At 62.3% G+C, this 21698-nt stretch carries 21 protein-coding genes; 11 read left to right on the top strand and 10 right to left on the bottom strand.

Annotation, left to right across the window (positions count from 1 at the left end; all coding sequences use genetic code 11):
• The first annotated feature begins 35 nt into the window (after nt 1-35).
• The 8 genes from tssH (at nt 36) to DLM_RS07900 (ending at nt 11046) form a co-directional block, all read left to right on the top strand.
• Complete coding sequence (gene tssH, locus DLM_RS07935) at nt 36-2684, top strand: type VI secretion system ATPase TssH (protein ID WP_089084239.1); 2649 nt, start codon at nt 36-38, stop codon at nt 2682-2684.
• 11 nt (nt 2685-2695) lie between these two features.
• Nucleotides 2696-4129, top strand: coding sequence for a hypothetical protein (locus tag DLM_RS07930; protein WP_089084238.1), 1434 nt, complete (start codon nt 2696-2698; stop codon nt 4127-4129).
• Nucleotides 4126-4389 (top strand): PAAR domain-containing protein, encoded by a 264-nt coding sequence (locus DLM_RS07925; protein WP_089084237.1) that lies wholly within the window; start codon nt 4126-4128, stop codon nt 4387-4389. The genes DLM_RS07930 and DLM_RS07925 overlap by 4 nt, the downstream gene beginning before the upstream one ends.
• Nucleotides 4390-4410: 21 nt before the next feature.
• A complete protein-coding gene (gene tssA / locus DLM_RS07920) occupies nt 4411-5496 on the top strand; it encodes a type VI secretion system protein TssA (RefSeq protein WP_089084236.1) in 1086 nt (361 codons plus the stop codon).
• Nucleotides 5497-5744: 248 nt separating this feature from the next.
• Nucleotides 5745-6566, top strand: coding sequence for a helix-turn-helix transcriptional regulator (locus DLM_RS07915; protein WP_089084235.1), 822 nt, complete (start codon nt 5745-5747; stop codon nt 6564-6566).
• Between the two features lie 124 nt (nt 6567-6690).
• The gene (locus DLM_RS07910) at nt 6691-8328 is read left to right on the top strand and encodes an amidohydrolase (protein ID WP_089084234.1); all 1638 of its coding nucleotides are present in this window, start codon (nt 6691-6693) and stop codon (nt 8326-8328) included.
• A gap of 58 nt (nt 8329-8386) precedes the next feature.
• The gene (locus DLM_RS07905) at nt 8387-9481 is read left to right on the top strand and encodes an extracellular solute-binding protein (RefSeq protein ID WP_089084233.1); all 1095 of its coding nucleotides are present in this window, start codon (nt 8387-8389) and stop codon (nt 9479-9481) included.
• Nucleotides 9482-9513: 32 nt separating this feature from the next.
• Nucleotides 9514-11046: a DUF3138 family protein gene (locus tag DLM_RS07900; protein WP_089084232.1), complete on the top strand. Its 1533-nt coding sequence runs from the start codon at nt 9514-9516 to the stop codon at nt 11044-11046.
• Nucleotides 11047-11090: 44 nt separating this feature from the next.
• On the opposite strand, the gene DLM_RS07895 is transcribed toward DLM_RS07900, so the two are convergent.
• From DLM_RS07895 to ttdB, 6 genes are all read right to left on the bottom strand, one after another.
• The gene (locus tag DLM_RS07895) at nt 11091-11570 is read right to left on the bottom strand and encodes a DUF3237 domain-containing protein (protein ID WP_089084231.1); all 480 of its coding nucleotides are present in this window, start codon (nt 11568-11570) and stop codon (nt 11091-11093) included.
• A 138-nt stretch (nt 11571-11708) separates the two neighbouring features.
• A complete protein-coding gene (locus DLM_RS07890; RefSeq protein WP_089084230.1) occupies nt 11709-12206 on the bottom strand; it encodes a cupredoxin domain-containing protein in 498 nt (165 codons plus the stop codon).
• Nucleotides 12207-12270: 64 nt separating this feature from the next.
• Nucleotides 12271-12708, bottom strand: a complete 438-nt coding sequence (locus DLM_RS07885; protein ID WP_089084229.1) for a DUF411 domain-containing protein — start codon at nt 12706-12708, stop codon at nt 12271-12273.
• Between the two features lie 70 nt (nt 12709-12778).
• Complete coding sequence (locus tag DLM_RS07880) at nt 12779-13150, bottom strand: hypothetical protein (protein ID WP_089084228.1); 372 nt, start codon at nt 13148-13150, stop codon at nt 12779-12781.
• 104 nt (nt 13151-13254) lie between these two features.
• A complete protein-coding gene (locus tag DLM_RS07875; RefSeq protein ID WP_089084227.1) occupies nt 13255-13704 on the bottom strand; it encodes a DUF441 domain-containing protein in 450 nt (149 codons plus the stop codon).
• Between the two features lie 227 nt (nt 13705-13931).
• Nucleotides 13932-14540 (bottom strand): L(+)-tartrate dehydratase subunit beta, encoded by a 609-nt coding sequence (ttdB, locus tag DLM_RS07870; RefSeq protein ID WP_089084226.1) that lies wholly within the window; start codon nt 14538-14540, stop codon nt 13932-13934.
• Nucleotides 14541-14597: 57 nt separating this feature from the next.
• Here ttdB and DLM_RS07860 point away from each other — a divergent pair, with 57 nt between their 5' ends.
• On the top strand, nt 14598-15101 hold the full coding sequence (locus DLM_RS07860) for a LysR substrate-binding domain-containing protein (RefSeq protein ID WP_197715534.1): 504 nt from the start codon (nt 14598-14600) through the stop codon (nt 15099-15101).
• A 3-nt stretch (nt 15102-15104) separates the two neighbouring features.
• A complete protein-coding gene (locus tag DLM_RS23490) occupies nt 15105-15296 on the top strand; it encodes a hypothetical protein (RefSeq protein WP_197715533.1) in 192 nt (63 codons plus the stop codon).
• Nucleotides 15297-15317: 21 nt separating this feature from the next.
• Here the strand turns inward: DLM_RS23490 and DLM_RS07855 are convergent, their stop codons facing one another.
• Nucleotides 15318-16223 carry a LysR family transcriptional regulator gene (locus DLM_RS07855; RefSeq protein ID WP_089084225.1) on the bottom strand — a complete coding sequence of 302 codons (906 nt, stop codon included), beginning with the start codon at nt 16221-16223 and terminating at the stop codon, nt 15318-15320.
• 97 nt (nt 16224-16320) lie between these two features.
• Here DLM_RS07855 and DLM_RS07850 point away from each other — a divergent pair, with 97 nt between their 5' ends.
• On the top strand, nt 16321-17406 hold the full coding sequence (locus DLM_RS07850) for a tartrate dehydrogenase (RefSeq protein WP_089084224.1): 1086 nt from the start codon (nt 16321-16323) through the stop codon (nt 17404-17406).
• 88 nt (nt 17407-17494) lie between these two features.
• Here DLM_RS07850 and DLM_RS07845 read toward each other — a convergent pair whose 3' ends face one another.
• From DLM_RS07845 to DLM_RS07835, 3 genes are all read right to left on the bottom strand, one after another.
• On the bottom strand, nt 17495-18745 hold the full coding sequence (locus DLM_RS07845; protein ID WP_089084223.1) for a cystathionine gamma-synthase family protein: 1251 nt from the start codon (nt 18743-18745) through the stop codon (nt 17495-17497).
• Between the two features lie 437 nt (nt 18746-19182).
• Nucleotides 19183-20331: a branched-chain amino acid ABC transporter substrate-binding protein gene (locus DLM_RS07840; RefSeq protein ID WP_089084222.1), complete on the bottom strand. Its 1149-nt coding sequence runs from the start codon at nt 20329-20331 to the stop codon at nt 19183-19185.
• 101 nt (nt 20332-20432) lie between these two features.
• A complete protein-coding gene (locus DLM_RS07835) occupies nt 20433-21695 on the bottom strand; it encodes an NAD(P)/FAD-dependent oxidoreductase (protein ID WP_089084221.1) in 1263 nt (420 codons plus the stop codon).
• Nucleotides 21696-21698: the final 3 nt, after the last annotated feature.

Raw genomic sequence — 21698 nt, 5'->3', positions numbered from 1 at the left:
GCTTCGAATTTTGATTCAAATCATTGGAAAACTATATGTCGGTATCTCTCAAATCGCTGATCGAACGTCTTACCCCCGCCGCACGCCAGGCGCTGGAACAAGCAGCCAGCCGGGCGCTGGGGCGTACCCACTTTGAAGTGGAAATCGAACATGTGCTGCTGGCCCTGCTGGATCAGCAAGACAATGCCGCCCTGGCCGCCTTGCTGGCGCTGGGCCTGCCCCTGGACAAGCTGGGCCGCGAACTGGATGCAGCCCAGGACAGCTTTCGCAGCGGCAACACCCGTAATCCGGTACTGTCCGCCTGGCTGCCACGCTGGCTGGAAAAAGCCTGGCTGCTCGCCAGCATGGAACATGGCGAAAGCGATATCTCCACACTGGATCTGCTACTGACGCTGTGGCAGGACGATGCGCTGCGCAATGCGGTGCAAGGCAGTTCCCGCACGCTGGCCGCACAGGACAGCAGCCTGCTGCACGGTGCCTATCGCGAACTGCGCCGCCATGGCGGTGAAGGCAGCGCCAGCCCGGCCAGCCAGCCAGCAGAAGCTGCCGAACAGGCCGACGACACCAGCGCCAGCCAGGAAAAACCGCAACGGACACGCGGCAATCCGGCACTGGACAAATACACGGTGGACCTCACCGCCCAGGCGCGCGCCGGCAAGATCGACCCCATCCTGGGCCGTGACAGTGAAATCCGCCAGATGATAGACATCCTGATGCGCCGCCGTCAGAACAACCCCATTCTGACCGGGGAACCGGGTGTGGGAAAAACCGCCGTGGTGGAAGGACTGGCGCGGCAGATCGTGCTGGGTGAAGTGCCGGACACCCTGCTGGGCGTGACCCTGCGTACGCTGGACCTGGGCTTGCTGCAAGCCGGTGCCAGTGTGAAGGGCGAGTTTGAAAACCGCTTGCGCCAGGTAATCGACGAGGTCAAGGCCAGCCCGGTACCCATCATTCTGTTCATCGACGAAGCACACACCCTGATCGGGGCTGGCGGTGCGGCAGGACAGAACGACGCAGCCAATCTGCTGAAACCGGCACTGGCGCGCGGCGAGCTGCGCACCATCGCGGCCACCACCTGGGCCGAATACAAAAAATACTTCGAAAAAGATGCCGCGCTGGCCCGCCGCTTCCAGGTAGTCAAAGTGGAAGAACCGGCACCGGACATGGCGGTACAAATGGTGCGCGGCCTCACCGCCGCCATGCGCCAGCACCATCAGGTGGACATTCTGGACGAAGCCATCCGTGCCGCCGTACACCTGTCCAGCCGCTACATTACCGGCCGCCAGTTGCCGGACAAGGCCATCAGCGTGCTGGACACCGCCTGCGCCCGGGTGGCGCTGTCGCGTGCCGGCAAACCCGCGCCGCTGCAGGACATCCAGGTGCTGATCGACAACGCCGAACGGGAAATCGACGCACTGTCGCGTGAGGAAGGCCACGCCGAGCGGATTGCCGAACTCACCGCCCGGCTGGACACGCTGCGTCTTGATCGGGACGCCCTGCACGCTGCCTGGCAACAGCAGCAGCAACTGGTGGATGAAATCGAACAGTTGAAACAGCAGGCCGCAGAAGCGCGCCCCAAGGGCAGGAAAGTCAGCCCCTTGCAACAAAAGCGGCTGGAATTGCGCCAACTGCAAAAAAACCAGCCACTGGCCTTCGAGTGCGTGGATGAAAGCGTGATTGCCGATGTGATAGCCGGCTGGACCGGCATTCCGCTGGGCCGCATGGTCAGCAACGAGCTGGAACAAGTACAAAAGCTGGGCGCGCTGCTGGCCGAACGCGTAATCGGCCAGGACCACGCGCTGGCGCAGATTGCCGAACGGGTACAGATTGCCAAGGCCAATCTGGAAGACCCCGGCAAACCCAAGGGCGTGTTCCTGCTGGTAGGGCCGTCCGGCGTGGGCAAGACCGAAACCGCGCTGGCACTGGCCGAAGCCCTGTACGGCGGTGAGCGCAATCTGATCACCATCAATATGTCCGAATACCAGGAAGCCCACAGCGTATCCGGCCTGAAGGGCTCACCACCCGGCTATGTCGGCTATGGCGAAGGCGGTGTGCTGACCGAAGCGGTGCGTCGTCGCCCGTATTCGGTTGTGCTGCTGGATGAAGTGGAAAAAGCCCATCCGGACGTGATGGAGCTGTTTTTCCAGGTATTCGACAAGGGCGTGCTGGAAGACAGTGAAGGCCGCGAAGTGGACTTCAAGAACACCATCATCCTGCTCACCTCCAACGCAGGCACCGACCTGCTGATGCGCGCCTGCGAACACGGCGTGACGGTGGAAGGCGAAACCCGCGACCCCACCCCGGCCGACCTGGTGGAAATCCTGCGCCCCACGCTGCAACAGGCTTTCAAGCCGGCATTGCTGGGCCGGCTGGACATCGTGCCCTACTTCCCCATCAGCGACGATGTATTGCACGCCATTGTGGCCCTCAAGCTGGAGCGCATCCGCAACCGCATCGCCGCCAACCACGGCGCCAAGGTGGAGTTTCCCACCAGCCTGGCCGCCACGCTGGCCGCCCGCTGCATGGATGTGGACAGCGGTGCGCGCAATGCCGACGCCATTCTCACCCGCACCTTGCTGGCACCGATTTCCTGCGATCTGCTCGGCCGCATGGCCAGCGGCAAGCCGGTAAAGAAAATCGCTGTCTCGCTCAAGGGTGAGGATATCAAGGTCAGGCTGAGCTAAGGGCAGATCACATGTTGAGATTGCTTACCCTGTTTGGCGGTTTCACCATCGGCTGGTGGGGTCTGCTGTGGCTGGTGCTGCCGCTCAGTTGGCAGCGCATCAGCCCCTCGGCCATGCTCTTGCTGCATATCGTGCCGCCGGTGGCCCTGACACTGGGGCTGCGCTGGTGGACGGCCCGCAAAGAGAAAAAAGCCGAAGCCGAACGCCAGCAAGCCGAAGCCGCTGCCGAAGCCGAACGGGTGGCGGCACGAGAAGAGGCGCGCCGCCGCCACCAAGCAGCCCTGGCAGAACGCCGCCAGACCATTGCCTGCCGCTGGCTGCATTGCAGCGCCGTAGCGGTGGGTGACGAACCCGCCTGGCTGGCAGATGCGGATGAATGCTGCCAATGGCTGCCCCTGCAACGGGATGAACTGGAAGACGACACCCTGCTGGACGCCCTGGCCGCGCCACAACGCGACGCGCTGGAAGCCTTGTACCTGGCGGCACCGGGCGCGGCCTGGCTACCGGTATATACCGAGGTGATTCCCACCGAGTCGGGCATCGAACAACTGGCCGCCTTGAAAGCCGTGCAGCAGGAGGCCGCGGCACTGGCACTGGACGCGCATCCACCGCTGGTGGAATGCCGCTTCCTGCCCGGACATGGCGCGGTGGCAGAACGCGCGCGCCAGGTACTGCTGCAGATGCCGGAATGTCCGGGCCTGGTGCTGCTGGCGGCGGATGCGCCAATCCTGCCGCTGCTGGAAGAAGATGAGTTTGACGCCAGCGCAGACCCCGAACAGGCCTGGCGTGGCAAACCGGGATTTGCCGTTGCCTGCCTGCTGTTCCTGCGCCAGGGCCTGCCCTGCGAGGAAGGCAGCAGTGCAATACCGCAAAACGATCAGCAGGACCCTTATCAGCCCTACTGGGAAAAAGCGCAAGTCAGCCCGCACAGCACCAACTGGGGAGCGGTGCCGCCCAGCCGCCAACCCAGCCTGGCGGCGCTGCCGGTATTGGCAGAGCTAAGCCAAGCCACCCAGGGTGCGGCGGCATCCAGCCGGGCCATGCAACTAAGCCGTCAGTTGCAACCCATGCTGGACAATGCCCTGGTCAATGCCTGCTTGCTGGACTATCCGTTCAGCGAGGAAGACGCCGAGCCAGCCGCCAATCGTGCCAGCAGCCTTGGCTGGCTGGTACACAACAGCGGCGAGGTGCAGGTGGGCGGTGCCCGGCTGTCCGCCCTGTCCGGCGCGCTCAGCCGCCATCAGGTTGAACTCCACCCCATCGACCAGGCCAGCAACAGCGTGCGCGAATGGGGTGATGCCGGCGTTGCCACCGCCGCCTTGCTGTGTGCCACCGCCATCACCTGCAGCCATGCCCTGGCCGCACCGGTACTGCTGGCTCAATTTGGCCCGGACGAAGCTGCGCTCAGCGTAGCCAGGCCACCCTTGGAGGAAATGTCATCATGAAACGTGTGATCCGATTGGGCGACCCCACCGACCATGGCGGGAATGTCGTCAGCGCCGCGGCCAGCACCACCCTGTTCGGCAAGCAGGTGGCCTGCCTGGGCGATGCCGTCAGTTGCCCGCAACAGGGCCATGGCAACTGCACCATCGTGGAAGGCGATGGCAGTTGGCTGGTTGGCGGCAAGCCCGTGGCGCTGGAAGGTCACAAGACCAGTTGCGGTGCCGTCCTGATTTCCACCTTGCCCGCTGTCGGCAAGGGTTGATTACCCATTTGCGGAACCATTATGCAAGACACCATCGAAGCCCTGCTCAACCCTGTGGCGGCAGACAATCCGGCAGGAGAGGACCTTAGCTACTCCACCTTGTTCGATCAGATTCGCGAAGCACGCCGCAGCGACGACCCGGCCCTGGCCCAAGGGGAATGGGAACAAACCCTCAAGGTGGCGGAATGGCCACGCGTCATCCGCCTGTGTGAAGCGGCCTTCACCGAGCAAAGCAAGGACCTGCAGCTACTGAGCTGGCTGGCCGAAGCCTGGGTACGCCAGCACGGGATCAGCCGGCTGAGCGATGCGCTGGCCTTGCTGAACGGCTGGCTGGCACGCTTCTGGGAAAACGGCTATCCGGAGCTGGATAGCGCCGATCCGGAAGAACGCGTCGGCAAGCTCGAGTGGCTTAATCTGCAACTGTCCGCCGCCATCCGCAGCGCCCCGCTGCTCAAGGCCGAATTTGGCGGCTATAGCTGGCAGGACTGGCAGGAATCACGCGCGGTGGACAATCTGGGGCTGAAAGACCCCGCGGCACGCGACGCCGCCTTGGCCGAAGGCAAGCTGGCCGGTGAAACCTTCGAGAAAGCCGCCAGCCAATCTGGGACCAACTGGTTCTCCGGCCTGCACGACCAACTGGTACAAGCCTTGGCCGAGTACGAAAAACTGGAGCAGCAGACCGATGGCCGGCTAGGCAAATACGCGCCCAGCCTGGTGGAAATCCGCAATGCCATTTACGCCTGCCAGGACCTGGTGCTGCGCTATCGCAAACAGAACGGCGGCCCGGACATCAGCCCGGCCACCCCCGCCGCAGAAGGAAACACCCGCATGGCCACCCCCAGCCAGACTGCCAGCAGCCCCGCCGTGGCAGCTTACCAAGCCGCCACGGCCAGCCACTTTGACGGCCAGATCCACAGCCGCGAACAGGCGGTGCAGATGCTGGGCGAAGTGGCACGTTATTTCCGGGCCCACGAACCGCACAGCCCGGTTTCCCTGCTGGCCGAGCGCGCTGCGCGCTGGGCGGAGATGAGCCTGGAAGAATGGCTGCAGCATGTCATCAAGGACGACTCCACCCTGAGCCAGTTGCGCGAACTGCTGGACTGCTAATCCAGCGCTGGTGCGCGGCCAGGCTGAGGCTGCGCACCAAAATCGCGCAAACACACCACCCGCGCGGGACCGCACAGGCCCGCCCTGCCTGCGCTGCCTGCAATGGCGCTGGTCGCTGTCGCCTGCAAGCACGACGGCATGCCATGCCGCCGCTGGCGCGATTCATGCTTTGCTGTTGGCCATCCGGAATCTCGACGTATAGTGTGACATATGCAGATCTTCCCTATCAGCCGGCATGAGGAGGCGTGATGCACGCAAGTATTGCACTGGAAACGGCAGGCAGCCTGCTGCAAAGCATGGGGACACCGCAATTCACCAGCCAGCTATGGCAATGGCTGCATGATGTGGTGGACCCGGCGTCCTATCACATGACAGCGCTACGCTTTCGCCGTGGCAGTCAGCAGTCAGCGGTGGAGCAACTGGATGTGCTGTTTTTTGCCGGCGAGGCCGACCCGGAAGAAACCCGGCTGGCCTTGTCGCTCTATCAGCGTGACATGGAGTGGAAGCAGGACAGACAGCTATTGCAATTCATCGAGCAGGTGCAGGACCCGCAACTGGTCCTGTCGCGCAACGATGACCATCCGCCTACCGCCTATGGGCGCATGATTGCGCAAAGTCCACTGGGCGAGGAATGCAGCCTGCTGGGCTGTGAAACCGATTATGTCTATCTGCTGTCGATTTTCCGCACCCGCCACACCCCGTCCTTCACCCTGTCCGAGCTTAGCCGCCTGCGGCAGACCTGCCACTTTCTCATTCCCCTGCTGGCCCGCCACGCGCAACTGAGCACACCCTGTCTGGCTGCATCACAAGATGTGCTGCAGCAGTATTTCGACCGTTGTCTGCAATTGGCCGGCAAACAGCTATCAGGCCGGGAAAGGCTGATTTGTCACGCCATGCTGCAAGGCTGGTCGGTACCGCAGATCGCCGAGCATGTCTCCATCAGCCAGTGCAGCGTACGCACCTATATGGAGCGCGCGCTGACCAAAATCGGCGTGGCCAACAAGTCCGAGTTGTTTGCCTGGTGCGTGGCGGTTGAGCAAACGCATCGTCAATCTGCACTGCTGTCCTGAAATCAGAGGACAGACAGCCGCTGCCCCTCCACGCATGATCATTGCCAGTAGCGCACCGTTGTGACCGGCCCGGCCTTGCCCCGGCGTTCATCACAGTGCGCAGGTCATGAATCAGGAGGCAGGCATGCAGTATCCCGAAAAAATCTATTACAACGGCAGCATCCATACCGGTAACGACCTCAACGCCATGCACACCGCGCTGGCCATTGGCGGCGGCAAGATCATCGCCAGCGGCGATGACCAGACCATCCGCGCCATGGCCGGCAGCCAGACCCAGCAGATCGACCTGGCCGGCAAGCAGATCATCCCGGCCTTTGTCGATGGCCATGCCCACCCGCTGGAAGGGCAGCAAATGGTGGGGGATATCGACCTGGCGCGGGCCGACAGTGCCGAGGGGGTGCTGACGCTGATCCGCGAAGCCGCCATGGCCCAGGCGGAGGAGCCCTGGGTGTTTGTCGGCGGCATTGATTTAAGCGTGTTCGGCAACTACCCCACCCGTCAGCAACTGGATGTCGCCCTGCCCGACCGTCCCTTGCTGCTGCTGGGCCACGATGTACACAGCGGCTGCCTGAACACCCTGGGACTGGCAGCCGCCGGCATCGGCGCTGACACCCAAGACCCCAAGGGAGGCATCCATGAGCGGGAGCCGGGCAGCCAAGAGCCCAGCGGCGTGGTACATGAAGCCGCCCTGTACCGGCTGTTTGGCCTGATTCCGCAACTGGGCCCCGCCCGTTATCCGCAGTCCTTGGCCAAGGCCATTGCCATGGCACACCGCCTGGGCATTACCGGCTGGTTCGATGCGCGGGTGGATGAAGGCCTGCTGCAAGCCTATGCGGCGGCACGCGATGCCGGCACGCTCAAGCTGCATGTCAGCACCGGCCTGCTGGCCACACCACGGCATGATCCCGCGGCACAGATTGCCCGCTTTCAAGACTGGAAACGCCGCTACGAAGGCGACACCCTGCACGTGCATACGGTGAAGATCTTCATTGACGGGGTGACAGAATCACGGACCGCCGCCCTGCTGGAACCTTATCCCGGCACAGCGGACCATGGCCTGGCACTGTGGGAGCAAGCCGCACTGAATGAAATTGTCGCCATGGCCGATGCCGCCGGTTTCGACCTGCACTTTCACACCCTGGCCGACCGCGCGGTGCGCATGGCGCTGGATGCACTGGAATGGGCGGCCAAGTGCAATGGCCCGCGTGACCGCCGGGCACAGTTGGCCCATTTGCAACTGGTGCATCCGGACGACATGCCCCGCTTCAGCCCGCTTGGCGCCATTGCCAGCGTACAGGCGCTGTGGACGGCGGCTGCGCCGGAGCTGCAGTCGTTCTATAGCGAAATCCTGGGCAGCGAACGGGCGGCGCACAGCTACCCGCTGCGCAGTCTGCGCAACGCCGGCGTCATGCTGGCCGGCGGTTCGGACTGGCCGGTTTCCACCATGGACCCGCTGGCCATCATGCAGACCGGTGTCACCCACCAGCCCACGGATGACCCTACGGCAGAACCCTGGAACCCGGATGAGCGCCTGGATCTGCAAGTAATGCTGCAGGCACACACCCTGAACGCCAGCCATGCGCTGCGCTTTGATGATTGCCGCGGCCTGTTGCCAGGCCATGAGGCCAATTTCCTGATTCTGCAGCGCAGCCTGTTTGCGCAAGCGATACAGCAACTGCACCAGACCCGGCTGCTCTGCACGGTATTCCGTGGCGAAACCGTGTATGGCGCGGATACGGATTGCAACGCAGTCGCTGCCTGATTCCCGTTTGTTCACACCATGCCGCCAGCAGAGCGGCCATCACTACAAAGGCTGAGAAATGAAGAAACTGATCCATACCTGTTGTGCGCTCGCCCTGCTGGGCAGCGTGTCCGGCCATGCGGCTGCCGATGCCGGCCAGGTCAATGTCTACAACTGGGGCAATAGTCTGGCCAAAAACAGCAATGCCAACTTCCTCAAGCAGACCGGCATCAAGGTGCGCTATCAGGAGTTCGATAGCAACGACACCCTGATGAGCAAGCTGCTGGTGGGCAATTCCGGCTACGACGTTGTCGTACCGTCCGATGCCTACTTTGGCCGCCAGTTGCAGGCCGGCATGCTCCGCAAGCTGGACAAGAGCAAGATTCCCAATCTGGCGAAGCTGGACCCGGCATTGATGAAGATTCTGGAAGGCAGCGACCCCGGTAATCAATACGGCGTGCCGCTGAACTGGGGCACCGACGGCATCGGCATCAATCTGCAAAAAGTGGAGTCCGTGCTGGGCAAGGGTGTGCCGCTCAACACCTGGGACATGCTGTTTGACCCCAAATACATGGCCAAGCTGTCCAAGTGCGGCGTGTCGGTGCTGGATTCGCCGGTGGACATGTTCGGCATGGGCTTGTACTACCTGAAAAAGAATCCGCTAAGCACCAATCCGGCCGATTACCAGGAAGTATTCAAGCTGCTGAAAACCATCCGACCCTATATCGGCCAGTTCAATTCCAGCAGCTATGGCCCCGATCTGGCCAGTGGCGATATCTGCATGGCCTTCGGCTACTCCGGTGATGTCAACACCGCGCGCATTGCCGCCCTGGCCGCGCACAAGCCTTACACCATCCAGTACATCCTGCCCAAGGAAGGCAGCGTGATCTGGTTTGACGTGATGGCCGTGCCCAAAACCGCCCCCAATTTCGATGCCGCGATGAAATGGATCAACCACGTCATTTCGCCCACTGAGGCCGCGGCGCTGAGCAATGAAACCTTCTACCCCAGTGCAGTACCGGCGGCCAAGCCGCTGATCAGGCCGGAAGTGCTGTCCGACCCGACGGTCTACCCCAGCGCCGCCGAAATGAAAAAGCTGTTCACCGTGCGCGCGCTGCCCACCGAAATCATGCGGCTGGAAACCCGTCTGTGGCAGGAACTGAAAACCCACTGAACGTCATCGCTTAGCCATTCGGGGTACACATCATGCAAAGAAAACTGATTGCCATGGCCATCATGGCGCTGCCCGTGGTGACACAGGCCGGCACCGACAGCAGCGCGGCCCTGCTGCAAAAACTGGAAGCACTGGAGCAGCAGGTAAAGGCCCTGCAGCAAAGCAACGCCCAGATTCCACTGCTGCAGCAGCAAGTACAAAACCTGCAACAGCAACTGGGCAGCAACAACACCGCAGCGGCTACGGGCAATGCGGCATCGGCAAGCGAAAGCGAGGAGCCGGAAACCCTGCAGCAAACCGTCAACAGCCTCAAGATCAAGGTGGACACGCTGAGCGAGGCGGCGCAGACGGGGCCGATTGCCGGCCTGAGCGTAACCGGCTTTGTTGACCCGATGTTCATCTACAACCGCAACAGCAACTCTGCCGGTTTCCGCTTTCTTAACAAGAATGGCGCTTACAACTACTACGACAGCAATCTGGGCGATGTCTACCTGGATATCAAAAAGACCTTTGGCGTGGGGCCGGAGGCCCCCAGCGTGGAGCTGGTCATCCAGCCGGACCGCGGCAGCGGTGCCAGCTTCAGCAGCGAAAGCGGCGGCCTGACCAACAGCATTTTCAATCAGGCCAATGTCAACCTGCCGCTCAGTTCCACCGGCACCCTGCAACTGGGCCTGCTACCCAGCCTGGCCGGTTATGAGCCCAATCCGGCCAGCCAGATCCAGACCCTCACCCACAATCTGCTGTTCGACTTCAGTGAGCCGGCGTCCTACCTGGGCATGAACTACAAGCTGTTCACCAACAACTACCAGACGCTGTGGCAGTTCATGCTGGCCAATGAGCAGCTCAAGTCGGCCGGTGCCATCGTCAACGGCCAGAACGGACGCAGCAACAGTAACAGCACCCCCACGCTGGCGGCGCGGGTGGACTACCAGTACACCACCTCGCTGGACCTGGGCTTCTCCGCCAATATCGGCCGGCAGACCATCCTGACGCCATCCAGCTGCAGCGGTGGCTATGGCTACCAGTGCAATCTGTCCTCACCGTTTGGCCGCTACTTTTATGCCGAGGCTGATCTGACCTATACCTGGTCGGACATCCAGTACAACGCCCAACTGGATTACGGCCAGCAGGCGCACGCCGCCTGGAATGGCGGCATGGCGCAATGGTATGGCTTCTCCTTGCTGGCCGCCAAAAAGTGGTACACCGACTGGCTGGGCAAGGTGGGTACGGTGGTGCGGGTGGACTACCTGAACAACAGCCGCAACGGTGGCGGTGGCAGCGGCATCCTGTATGGTCAGAGCGGCAACATCGCCAGCATCAACCCCAGCAGCGGCTGGGGCGTGGACCAGCAGTGCCTGAACAGCTCGGGCAATAACGGCATTGACTGCAAGGGAACCAACCGCAGTGACATCGCGCTGGATTTGCTGTTCTACCCGGCGGACAAAATGACGGTGAAGCTGGAATACCGCCATGACTTTGCCAGCAATGCAGTGTTCCAGCGCAGCGATGGCAGCCTGTCACGCAATAACGACATTCTGGCCACCCAGTTCATCTACGCTTTCTGAGCATGCCGCAGCAGCCCGCCTCGCCAGCGCGAGGCGGCTATGTTTCAAGCCAGCCGGTAGATGGCAATCTCCACCCGCTCGGCCAGCGGATAATGCACCGTCCCGACAAAAAGCTGATGGTTCACCCACTGATAGCGGCCAGCGCCAGTCCTGATTTCTGGCTGGCAGCGGCAGTGATACAGCTCAGCCGGGATCGGCCAGACACCCGCCGCCTCCAGTGCAGCACCTTCGGTTGAAAAATGCAGAAAGCCGCGGTTATGCACCAGCAGCACCGCACCATCATCCAGTTGCAGCGCATAGCGGGCATCCATGCTGCCAATGCCGTTGCTGCCCTGGCAATAATTGTCAAAGCCACCGGGCAATACCCGGCCACTGATTCCGCCCACCCCCTGCACGCTGCCGCCGGTGATGGGGTAAAGCACACGCCGCCCGTCGGTGGTATGACCGACAACTGTCTCTGCGCCGATAGTGACCGAGAGGTTTAACCACAACTGCAATGAGGGGGAAAGTATGACCGGCTGCATCAGCGCGCTCCTGCAAAAGAGGGGTGGAAAACCCCACACGCTACCCGCAGTCAGCCATGCTTGCTGTCATCGGATCCGATGGCAAGCCGCATCACTGCCGCCAGTTGGCCAACATACCACCTCCGGCCACCAGCCAAACTAGCCGGCTGCCAGCGGCGGCAGCAAGACATGACGGCGATACATGCCGGCTTGGAAATGGCCCGGAATGTAGCAGGCAAACAGCACGGTCTTGCCCTTGCCCGCGGCAAAACGCCAGACCATGGTTCCGGTCTGGCCGCCTTCAAGTGACAGCACATTGCCAGCGTGATGCTGATGTGCCATCCCGCTCATTTGCTGACGCATGGCCGATAAATGCTGCCGGCCAAAGGCCTCATCGCCAATGCTGAACTCATGCCGGGCCTGACCGCGGTTGTGAACGATGAATTTGACGACTTCACCCGCCCGGATATCCATGGCATCGAATTGCAGTTGCATCTTGTCGCTGGCGTCCACATGGATGGTCCGGCTGGCCTCCTCCGCTGCCGCGGGCTGACCAAAGGCAAAGCCTTGCGGACCGTCTATTGCATGCGGCTGCTGCGCCATGGCGCAGCCCACCGGCAGCAACAGCGCCAATAAGAAAATTGCTTGATATTGCATTGCTTGGCTCCTGCCCGGCGCGGTGGAGAACGCTTGCGCCGCCCCCACCCCGTCGGGTGATGACTCAGAAACGACCGAACAGCACGCCGGTACGCTGATCCTTGCGCATGGTGTAAATAGCCAGGGTTCCGGGCTTTTCCTCACCCATGCCGGGACTGTTCAGCGGCATGCCGGGCGCGGACAGGCCCACCACATCGGCCTGGCTGGCCAGCAACTGGCGAATGGCGGCCACCGGCACATGGCCTTCAATGGTGTAGCGGCCAAGCTTGGCACTATGGCAACTGCCCAGACCGGGCGTGACGCCCAGTTGCTGCTTGACCGCCTGCATGTCCTCCCGATTGATGGCCGTGACAGCAAAACCGTTGTGGCGCAGATAGCTGATATACGCCTCGCAGCAACTGCAACTGGGACTCTTGTACAGCGTGAGCGGGGTGGCGGCCACAGCCGCAGTGCTGAATGCGCCGAGCAAGACAGCAAGAACGTGAGTACGAATGGTGGCCATGCTGGCCCTCCTTGTGGTGATGACAATGCTGCGAAAACCGGCCAGCAGGCCGGAACGTTGCAAGATGCAATCAGACTGTCAACGGAGGGCGATGTGGCGGAGAAAGCGTGATGCCGGCCAGCAAGGGCGGCTGAATGGGCTGCAGAATACCGGATCCGGCCCAGAGCGCGACCGATAAGGTGGGCTGCAGCAGCAGCGCAGGCGCGCAATGCTGCACACAGCCGCTGCTGCAAGGCAGGGCATGGGCGGATTGTTGCGGGCTGCCGGGCGTGGAAAGCTTGCCTGCGGCGTGCTGATGACAAGACGCATGCGCTGCATGTGCGATGCAGTCCTCAGACAGGCCTGCCCGGTTTGCCATGGCCATGTCCATCCCCGCCGCCAGCACATTGAGTGCAGGCAGCGCAAACAGCAGCATGAGCAGGAAACGGTAACAGGCTTTCATGGCGGGCAAGATATCACTGTTTGGCCACACCGGTGAACCGCCAGGCAGCGCGTCGGCAGCTATGGTTGATCTGGATCAGGTGCCGTGCTGGCGTGCTGCCGGCCTTACAGTTTCAGCAGCCCCAGCAGCAGCGCCACCACGCCACCGGCAATCAGCGGCCCCACCGCCAGGCCGCGGAAAAAACACACGCCAATCAAGGTGCCTATCATCAGCGCCGTCACCGCCTCCGGCGAGGACTTCATGAACGGCACGCCCTGCGCGGCAATCCAGGCCACCAGCAAACCGGTCAGCACCGCAATCACCCCCGCCGGGGACTTGAATACATTGGCAATACTGTTGGCATCCACCCGGCCGGACACCACCGGCACCAAGACCGCAGCCGTCAGCACAGCCACGCCGACATTGATGCCCTTGGATTCGATGACCGGCAGCCAGCTATCCAGCCCCAGCAGCTTGATCAGCAAGAGCACCAGTGCCGCAATCGACACGGTGAAATTATTGCCGATCAGGGAGATGGCCAGGATGAGCAGGATGGGGAGATTGTCAAAATGCATTGTGGATCGCTTAGGGAAAGTGCAGCGGCTGCCAGCAGCCGCGCGGCCTTGGCGGCAGGCGCGGCGGCCAGGATGGCATACGGTAATGAGTAAGACTCGCAATTATACGCCATCGGCACTGCAGCGCCGAAAGCAATGCAGCAACAAAAAAACGGAGGCACTTTACCATGCCTCCGCACAAGGCCGCAGTAGCCACCAGCACGCTGGCAGCCAGACAGGATTGCGGTTTACTTGATGAAGCTCAGTTGCTGGCAGATTTTGTCCAGCACCGGTTTTTTCCTGGCCTGGAACTGCTGCTTGTTTTGCTGGATCAGGTTATTGCCCTGGGTGTCGATGGAGATGATCAACGGGCCGAATACCCGTACCCGGTTGATCCACAAGGTTTCCGGCATGCCCAGGTCCTGCCATTCGGCACCTTCGATTTCCTCCACCAGCGTGGCGGCCAGCACGGCGCAACCACCGGGGAAGATGGCATGCACAGCCTTGTGCTCCTGGCAGCCGGCAGCGGTTTCCGGCCCCATGCCGCCCTTGCCGACAATCAGCTTTACCCCGGTCTGTTTGATGAATTCACGCTCGAACTTTTCCATGTGCATGCTGGTGGTGGGGCCGATGGACACCATTTCAAACCTGCCGTCGTCCTTTTTGCGCACGATGGGGCCGGCATGAAAGATGGCCCCGCCTTCCAGATTCACCGGCAGCTCACGGCCTTGTTCGATCAGGCGGCAGTGCGCCACATCGCGACAGGTCACCAACTGGCCGGTGAGATACACCACGTCGCCAATGCGCAGCTCGGCCAGGTCTTCATCTTTGATCGGAGTTGTCAGGATTTTTTTCACAGCACCACTCCTTCGTGGGACAGGATTTCATAGGACAGGTCGGCATGGACGCGAATCTTGCCGCGGCGATGCGCCCAGCAGCCGGTATTCACCGCCACGCCCAAAGGACTGCTGCGCATCAACGCGCCACTAGGCTTCGGGCGCTCCTACATCGGCCCGGCGATTTCGGCTTTCAATCGGCGTTATCCGGAAGTGGAAGTCCAGCTGCACCTGAGCGACCGCCCGGTCAACCTGCCGGATGAGGCCATTGATATCGCCATCCTCTTTGGCGAAGCACCGGACTCCCGCCTGATTGCCAAGAAAATTGCCGCCAACCGCCGCCTGCTGTGCGCCTCGCCGGCTTATCTGGCCGCCGCCGGCAGCCCGCAGACGCCGCACGACCTCACCCGCCACCAGTGCATCGTGCTGCGACAAAATGAAATGGCGGCGGGCAACTGGCGACTGAGCCATGGCAAGCAGACGGAAACGGTGAAAGTACATGGCGCGCTCAGCACCAATGATGGCGAGGTAGCGCTGAACTGGGCGCTGGATGGCTATGGCATCCTGATGCGGGCGGAATAGGATGTGGCCAAATACCTGCGCAGCGGCAGGCTGGTCCAGGTGCTGGCGGAATTCGACACCCCGCCAGCCGATGTCTACGCGGTATACATGGCAAGGCTGAACCTGTCGGCCAAGGTGAGCTGTTTTGTCGAGCATCTGCGCAACTTCATGCGCCAGCATGCCGACGGCCCGGCAGCCGGGCGCACCGCCTGGTAGATGTCCTGCCCGCTGAGCGGCCTAGCCTGCCAGGCGGGTGGCAAACCATTGCTGCAGAAAAGCAATGCACACCCGCACCTTGGCCGAAGCGGAAGAGCGTTCCGGATACACCGCCCAGACATCGGCCGGCTGGTATTGCTCAGGCAAGATGTGCAGCAGGCGTCCGTGCTGCACATCATCCGCCACATCCCAGGCCGAGCGCAGGATGATGCCATGCCCGTCCAGCGCCCATTGCCGGGCGATTTCGCCATTATTGCTGGCCAGCCGCCCGCCCACCCGCACCACCGCCTCCCCTTGCGGGCCGTGCAGCGTCCAGCGGCCATAGTCCTGATCCCGCTCGCGGATGAGAATACACTGATGCCGGGGCAGCGCGGACACCGACTGCGGCATGCCATGCGCAGCCACATAGGATGGCGCGGCACACAAAATCCGCCGGTTGGCGGCAATGCGGCGGGTAATCACATTGCCTTCACGCACGCTGCCCACCCGGATATCCAGTTGGAAACCCTCCTCCACCAGATCCACCGCCCGGTCCAGCAATTCCAGTTGTATTTCCAGTTGTGGCTGCTGCAGGGCCAGCGCCGACAATGCCGCCGCCAGCTTGCTGCGGCCAAAGCCGCTGCTGCTGCAGATGCGGATCAGCCCGTCGGCCTGTGACTTCTCCTGTGACACCGCCTCGCCCATCAGCCGCACATCTTCCAGAATGCGCAGCGCCCACTGGTGTACCACCTCGCCCTGCGCCGTCAGCCCGACATGGCGCGTGGTGCGGTGAAACAGACGCTCCTTGATCACCTGTTCCAGCAGGCCGATACGCTTGCTGACCAGCGCCTTGGACACCCCCATGGCACGGGCGGTGGCGGCAAAGCTGCGGTGACGCACCACCTGACAAAACAATTGCAGATCATCCAGTTGCGGCTTGTCGTTCACGATTCGTATCCAATCAATCAACAGTCGCGTCAATTGTAAATAATTCGTAGCTTGTTAAGCTAAGCTTTTGCACCGTCGCTGGATGAAAGTAGACACCATGAAACACAAAATTGCCGTGATTGCCGGGGATGGCATTGGCCAGGAAGTAATGCCGGAAGGCTTGCGCGTATTGCAGGCGGCCAGCCGCCGGTTTGGTCTGGAGCTGGAATTTCAGGTATTCGACTGGGCCAATTGCGATTACTACCTGCAACACGGGCAGATGATGCCGGACGACTGGCATGCGCAGCTATCCGGCTGCGATGCCATTTATTTTGGCGCAGTCGGCTGGCCGGACAAGGTGCCGGACCATGTCTCGCTATGGGGCTCGCTGCTGAAGTTCCGCCGCGAGTTCGACCAGTATGCCAATGTGCGTCCGGTGCGGCTGATGCCCGGCATCCCCTGCCCGCTGGCCGGCAAGCAGGTGGGCGATATCGACTTCATGGTGGTGCGCGAAAACACCGAGGGCGAGTACTCCTCCATCGGCGGCCGCATTTTTGAAGGCACCGAGCGGGAAACCGTGCTGCAGGAATCCATCTTTACCCGCCACGGCACCGATCGCATCCTGAAGTTTGCCTTCGAGATGGCACAAAAACGGCCGAAAAAACACCTCACCTCCGCCACCAAATCCAACGGCATCGCCATCAGCATGCCCTACTGGGACGAGCGGCTGGAAGCCATGGCCGCTCACTACCCGGATGTGGCCTGGGACAAATACCACATCGACATCCTCACCGCGCGCTTCGTCCTCAGCCCGGAGCGCTTTGACGTGGTGGTGGCCTCCAATCTGTTTGGCGACATCCTGTCCGACCTGGGCCCGGCCTGCACCGGCACCATCGGCATTGCCCCATCGGCCAACCTCAACCCGGAACGCAACTTCCCCTCGCTATTCGAGCCGGTACACGGCTCCGCCCCCGACATCTTCGGCCAGGGCATTGCCAACCCGATTGCCATGATCTGGTGCGGCGCGATGATGCTGGAATTTCTGGGGCAAGGCGATGCCCGCTACCAGGGGGCACACGATGCCATCATGGCGGCCATCCATCATGTCCTGGAACACGGCCCGCGCACCCCGGACATGGGGGGCAATGCCAATACCGAGACCCTGGGCAAAGCGGTGGCCGCCGCGCTGGAACAAGGCCACTGAGCACTTGCGCTGCAGAACTCAGGCGCATATGGCGCAGCGGGAGATGCCCTGCCTGCACCCTGGCCGGTGCCGGCGGCCAGCGTGCAACTCAGGCCAGCGTATCCAAGGCACGAGCGAAGTCGGCGATCAAGTCTTCCACTTCCTCCAGCCCCACCGATACCCGAACCATGCCATCCGGGATGTCCATTTCCTTGCGTTTTTCCGGGCCGGCTTCCCAGAAAATGGTGGCGGCCACCGGAATCACCAGGGTGCGGGTATCCCCCAGGCCGGTGGCCTTGATCGGCAGTTGCAGGGCATTGAGGAAGGCATTGGTCTGCTCGGCAGCGCGCAGCTCGAAGGACAGCAGCCAGGCATTGGCACGAAACAGCTTACTGGCGCGCTGATGCTGCGGATGGCTGGCCAGGCCGGGATAGCACACCTTGCGTACCGCCGGGTGTGCCGCCAGGTATTCGGCCAGCCGCTGGGCGCTGGCGCTGCTGTGTTTCACCCGCAGCGCAAGTGTTTCCATGCCGATGGAAATCTGGTTGGCGTGTTCGGAGGACAAGGAAGCGCCCATGTCGCGCAAGCCCTTCTTGCGGATCTGGGTAAGGCCCTGCTGCGCCACCGCCACCTTGCGGTATTCATCGGCGATATTGGGATAGCCGGCCCAATCAAACAGGCCGGTATCAGTCACCGCGCCACCCAGCGCCGCGCCGTGGCCGGAGATGGTCTTGGTCAGGGAATTGACCACCAGGCTGGCCCCCACGCTGGCCGGGTTAAACAGGGCCGGTGAGGTAATGGTGTTGTCCACCACATAAACCAGCCCGTGCGCGCGGCACAGGCTGCCAATGCCTTGCAGGTCGGCAATCTGGGTGCCGGGATTGGCAATGGTTTCCACAAACACCATGCGGGTAGCCGGGGTCAGCACCGCCGCCACGCTGTCGGCAGAGGCCATGTCCACCATGCTGACCTCCACACCGAACTGGCGCAGCGTACCCAGCAGGCTATTGGTATTGCCAAACACATGGCGGCTGGAGACGATGTGATCTCCCGCCTTGAGCAGGGTAAGGAAGATGGCGGCAATCGCTCCCATGCCGGTGGCAAAGCACACCGTACCCACGCCGCCTTCAATCTCGTTGATCTTGGCCTCCAGCATCGCCGTGGTGGGTGTACCCTGGCGGGCATAGTTGAAACCACCCTTTTTGCTTCCCTGGAAGATGCCGATCAGGTCCTCCACGCTTTCCAGCCCGTACTGCACCGAGCTGTGCAGCGGTGCGCGCAATGCGCCATGCTCCATGCCGGCACGGCGGTCGCGATGCACGATGGTGGTGGTGAGGCCCTGCTTGTCTGTTTTGCTCATTGCTCCGATTCCCGATACAGATTTTCTGCGTGCTGTGCTGTCACTGACAGGGCTTGCCGCCTTGCCACCGGCGGTGGGCCGCACAGATGGCAGACAGGCAAATCCTGCATGAATACTGGTAGCCGGCAGATGCGGTGCAGAGTCCTGCCCGCGACTGCGGCAAGCCTCCACGATACACCTTTTGCCCGTGAAATTGACCCAGCCGCCTGCATTTACGCTGCGGACGGATGCAGATTGCTGCGCCGCACATGGCGCGGCGCAAGCAAGCGGCAGCAGGCAAGCCAGCTAAAAACGGGGCCGATAAGCGCTGCCGGACACAATACTGCCGCCGGATGAAAAAGCGGCCGGCAGGCTGCAATGCAGCGCGCCGGCCCAGGCATGAGACTGCTGAGAACGCGGGGAAAACGGTAGTGACTGTCTGGCTCAGCACCAAGGACTCAACGGACGACGGACTCCACCGTCCAGGCATTGTTTTTCACCACCGACAGCGTTACCGGGGCTTTTTGCAAATTGCCGTTGGCGGTAAAGGCAAAGTCCGCCGTCACGCCGCTGTAGCGGATAGCCGCCAACTTGGGCAGGTATTTGGCCGGTTCAACCGAGCCCGCCTGCTTCATCGCCTCGGCCACCAGCATCACCCCGTCGTAAAACTGCGGCCCCAGCAATACCACGTCCTGGTGGAAGCGTGCCTTGTAGCGGGTTTCAAACGCCTTGCCCGCCGGACGGGCGTTGAGCACACCGCCTGGCACTGCCGAGTAATGTCCGGCAGCATCGGCACCGGCCAGTTGCAGGAAAGTGGGCGTGTTCATCATATCGCCGCCCATCAGCCTGGCCTTCAAGCCCAGCCGCTTAAGCTGCTTGGCCATCGGCGCGGCCTGGGCATCGGCTCCGCCATAGAAGATGACATCCGGATTAACCGCCTTGACTGCCGTCAGGATGGAGGTGAAATCGGTGGCCTTGTCGGTGGTGAATTCACGCCGTGCCACCTTGCCGCCATTGGCGGTGACGGCTTTGACAAACTCGTCGGCAATACCCTGGCCATAGGCGGTGCGGTCGTCGATCGCGACAATGCTCTTGGCCTTCAGCGTCTTGACGGCAAACTGACCCAGCGCCCCGCCCACCTGGCTGTCGCTGCCCACCAGACGGAAGGTGGTTTTATAGCCTTGCTGGGTGTAGGCCGGGTTGGTGGACACCGATAGCTGCGGAATGCCGGCATCGGAATAAATGCGCGAGGCCGGAATCGACACCCCGGAATTGAAGTGGCCAATCACCGCCTTCACCCCGGCATCCACCAGCCGCTGCGCCGCCTGGGTGCCAATGCGCGGGTCGGCCTGATCATCCTCCGACACCAGTTCGAACTTGATTTTCTGCCCGCCCACCACCAGGCCCTTGGCATTGATGTCGTCAATGGCCATTTTGGTGGCGTTTTCATTGTCCTTGCCGTAATGCGCCTGCGGGCCGGACAAGGGCGAGGAAAAGCCGATCTTCACCACGGTATCGGCATGCGCGGCAGCAATGGCAAACGGTGCCATCATGCCCCCCAGCGCCACCACCCAGTTCAGCTGGGCAAACAGTTTGTTCTGTGCCATGTCATTTCTCCTTTGATGCTGCATTTATTCAAGAGAAACCAGGTGGTTCCCCCTGCTACTGCTCTCCTGCCCTTACCGGTCTGCGCCGGCCCGAGGCAGGATCAAAAACGACACATGCGGTAGGGCTGCATGTCCAGGGCGGGCGTCTTGCCCTGCAGCATGTCAGCCAGCAGAAGCGCCGTGGTGGCGGCCAGGGTGAGGCCCAGATGGCCATGACCGGTGGCAAACCACAGGCCGGGCTGCTGCGGAGCCGGGCCGATGATGGGCAAGGTGTCCGGCAGTGAGGGGCGGTTGCCCATCCATACCGTCATGTCTGCGGTGGAAAAATCGCCGACGATGCGCCGCGCCTTGTCCAGCAGGATGTGGGCGCGCCGCCAGTCGGGCGCGGCATCACGGTGTGCCAGCTCCACCGTGCCGGCCAGGCGCAGGCCGCCATCCGCCATGGGCAGGATGACAAAGCTTTCGCTGGCGCACTGGATGAAGTGGTGCAGCTTCATTCCGGCCCTGGGCAGGTTGACGTGATAGCCGCGTTCGCTTTCCAGCGGCACGCGGTAACGATGCTGACGGGTAAAGCGGTCGCTCCACACGCCGCAGGCAATCACCGTGGCAGCCGCCTGCAAGCGGCCATGGTGGGCTGTCTCCACCCCGCTGACGCGCCCACCCTGCTCCAGCGTGGCCAGCACCTCATCCTGCACAAAACGTCCGCCTTCACGGACAAAGGCATCAAACAGACCGCGGCTGAAGGTGTAGGGATCGTCCACATGCGACCAGTCCGGCACCCGCACTGCGTATTGCCATTCTTCGGCCAGCAAGGGTTCCTGCGCCAGCAACTGGCTGCGTGACAAGGCATGCCATTGCACGCCGTGGCGGCGCTTTTCCTGCCAGGCGGGCAGGGCGGCATCGAACTCCTGCTGATTGCGGTAGAGGGTGAGGTTGCCGTGGCGTCGCCACATGGCCGTGAGCCCGGCCTTGTCGATCAGCGCGGCGTAGTCCTGATTCACCCGTCCCAGCAAGGCGGACAGATCGCGGGTAAGCGTAGCCACCCGGCTGGGGCGGCTGGCAGCCAGAAAACGCAGCAGCCATGGCAGCAGGCTGGGCAGGTAGCGCCAGCGCAGGGCCAGTGGCCCCAGCGGGTCCAGCATCCAGCCGGGCACCTTGCGCAGCACGCCGGGTTCGGCCAGCGGTATCACATCGCTGATGGCAAAGGCACCGGCATTGCCATAGCTGGTTTCCATGGCCGGTTCGCCACGGTCCAGCAGGGTGACGGCAAAGCCTTCCAGCCGCAGTTGCAGCGCAATGGCGATGCCGACCACCCCGGCCCCCACCACGATGACTTCGTCGCCCGCAACATGGGTATCGGCCATGGC

It is taken from the genome of Aquitalea magnusonii, from assembly GCF_002217795.2.
Taxonomy (GTDB): Bacteria; Pseudomonadota; Gammaproteobacteria; order Burkholderiales; family Chromobacteriaceae; genus Aquitalea; species Aquitalea magnusonii_B.
This window is presented reverse-complemented; position numbering and strand designations above follow the sequence as displayed.

What these genes read in the sequence shown, in the direction of transcription:
- tssH (WP_089084239.1), top strand. Translation starts at nt 36, where the DNA reads ATGTCGGTATCTCTCAAATCGCTGATCGAACGTCTTACCCCCGCCGCA.
- DLM_RS07930 (WP_089084238.1), top strand. Translation starts at nt 2,696, where the DNA reads ATGTTGAGATTGCTTACCCTGTTTGGCGGTTTCACCATCGGCTGGTGG.
- DLM_RS07925 (WP_089084237.1), top strand. Translation starts at nt 4,126, where the DNA reads ATGAAACGTGTGATCCGATTGGGCGACCCCACCGACCATGGCGGGAAT.
- tssA (WP_089084236.1), top strand. Translation starts at nt 4,411, where the DNA reads ATGCAAGACACCATCGAAGCCCTGCTCAACCCTGTGGCGGCAGACAAT.
- DLM_RS07915 (WP_089084235.1), top strand. Translation starts at nt 5,745, where the DNA reads ATGCACGCAAGTATTGCACTGGAAACGGCAGGCAGCCTGCTGCAAAGC.
- DLM_RS07910 (WP_089084234.1), top strand. Translation starts at nt 6,691, where the DNA reads ATGCAGTATCCCGAAAAAATCTATTACAACGGCAGCATCCATACCGGT.
- DLM_RS07905 (WP_089084233.1), top strand. Translation starts at nt 8,387, where the DNA reads ATGAAGAAACTGATCCATACCTGTTGTGCGCTCGCCCTGCTGGGCAGC.
- DLM_RS07900 (WP_089084232.1), top strand. Translation starts at nt 9,514, where the DNA reads ATGCAAAGAAAACTGATTGCCATGGCCATCATGGCGCTGCCCGTGGTG.
- DLM_RS07895 (WP_089084231.1), bottom strand. Translation starts at nt 11,570, where the DNA reads ATGCAGCCGGTCATACTTTCCCCCTCATTGCAGTTGTGGTTAAACCTC.
- DLM_RS07890 (WP_089084230.1), bottom strand. Translation starts at nt 12,206, where the DNA reads ATGCAATATCAAGCAATTTTCTTATTGGCGCTGTTGCTGCCGGTGGGC.
- DLM_RS07885 (WP_089084229.1), bottom strand. Translation starts at nt 12,708, where the DNA reads ATGGCCACCATTCGTACTCACGTTCTTGCTGTCTTGCTCGGCGCATTC.
- DLM_RS07880 (WP_089084228.1), bottom strand. Translation starts at nt 13,150, where the DNA reads ATGAAAGCCTGTTACCGTTTCCTGCTCATGCTGCTGTTTGCGCTGCCT.
- DLM_RS07875 (WP_089084227.1), bottom strand. Translation starts at nt 13,704, where the DNA reads ATGCATTTTGACAATCTCCCCATCCTGCTCATCCTGGCCATCTCCCTG.
- DLM_RS07850 (WP_089084224.1), top strand. Translation starts at nt 16,321, where the DNA reads ATGAAACACAAAATTGCCGTGATTGCCGGGGATGGCATTGGCCAGGAA.
- DLM_RS07845 (WP_089084223.1), bottom strand. Translation starts at nt 18,745, where the DNA reads ATGAGCAAAACAGACAAGCAGGGCCTCACCACCACCATCGTGCATCGC.
- DLM_RS07840 (WP_089084222.1), bottom strand. Translation starts at nt 20,331, where the DNA reads ATGGCACAGAACAAACTGTTTGCCCAGCTGAACTGGGTGGTGGCGCTG.
- DLM_RS07835 (WP_089084221.1), bottom strand. Translation starts at nt 21,695, where the DNA reads ATGGCCGATACCCATGTTGCGGGCGACGAAGTCATCGTGGTGGGGGCC.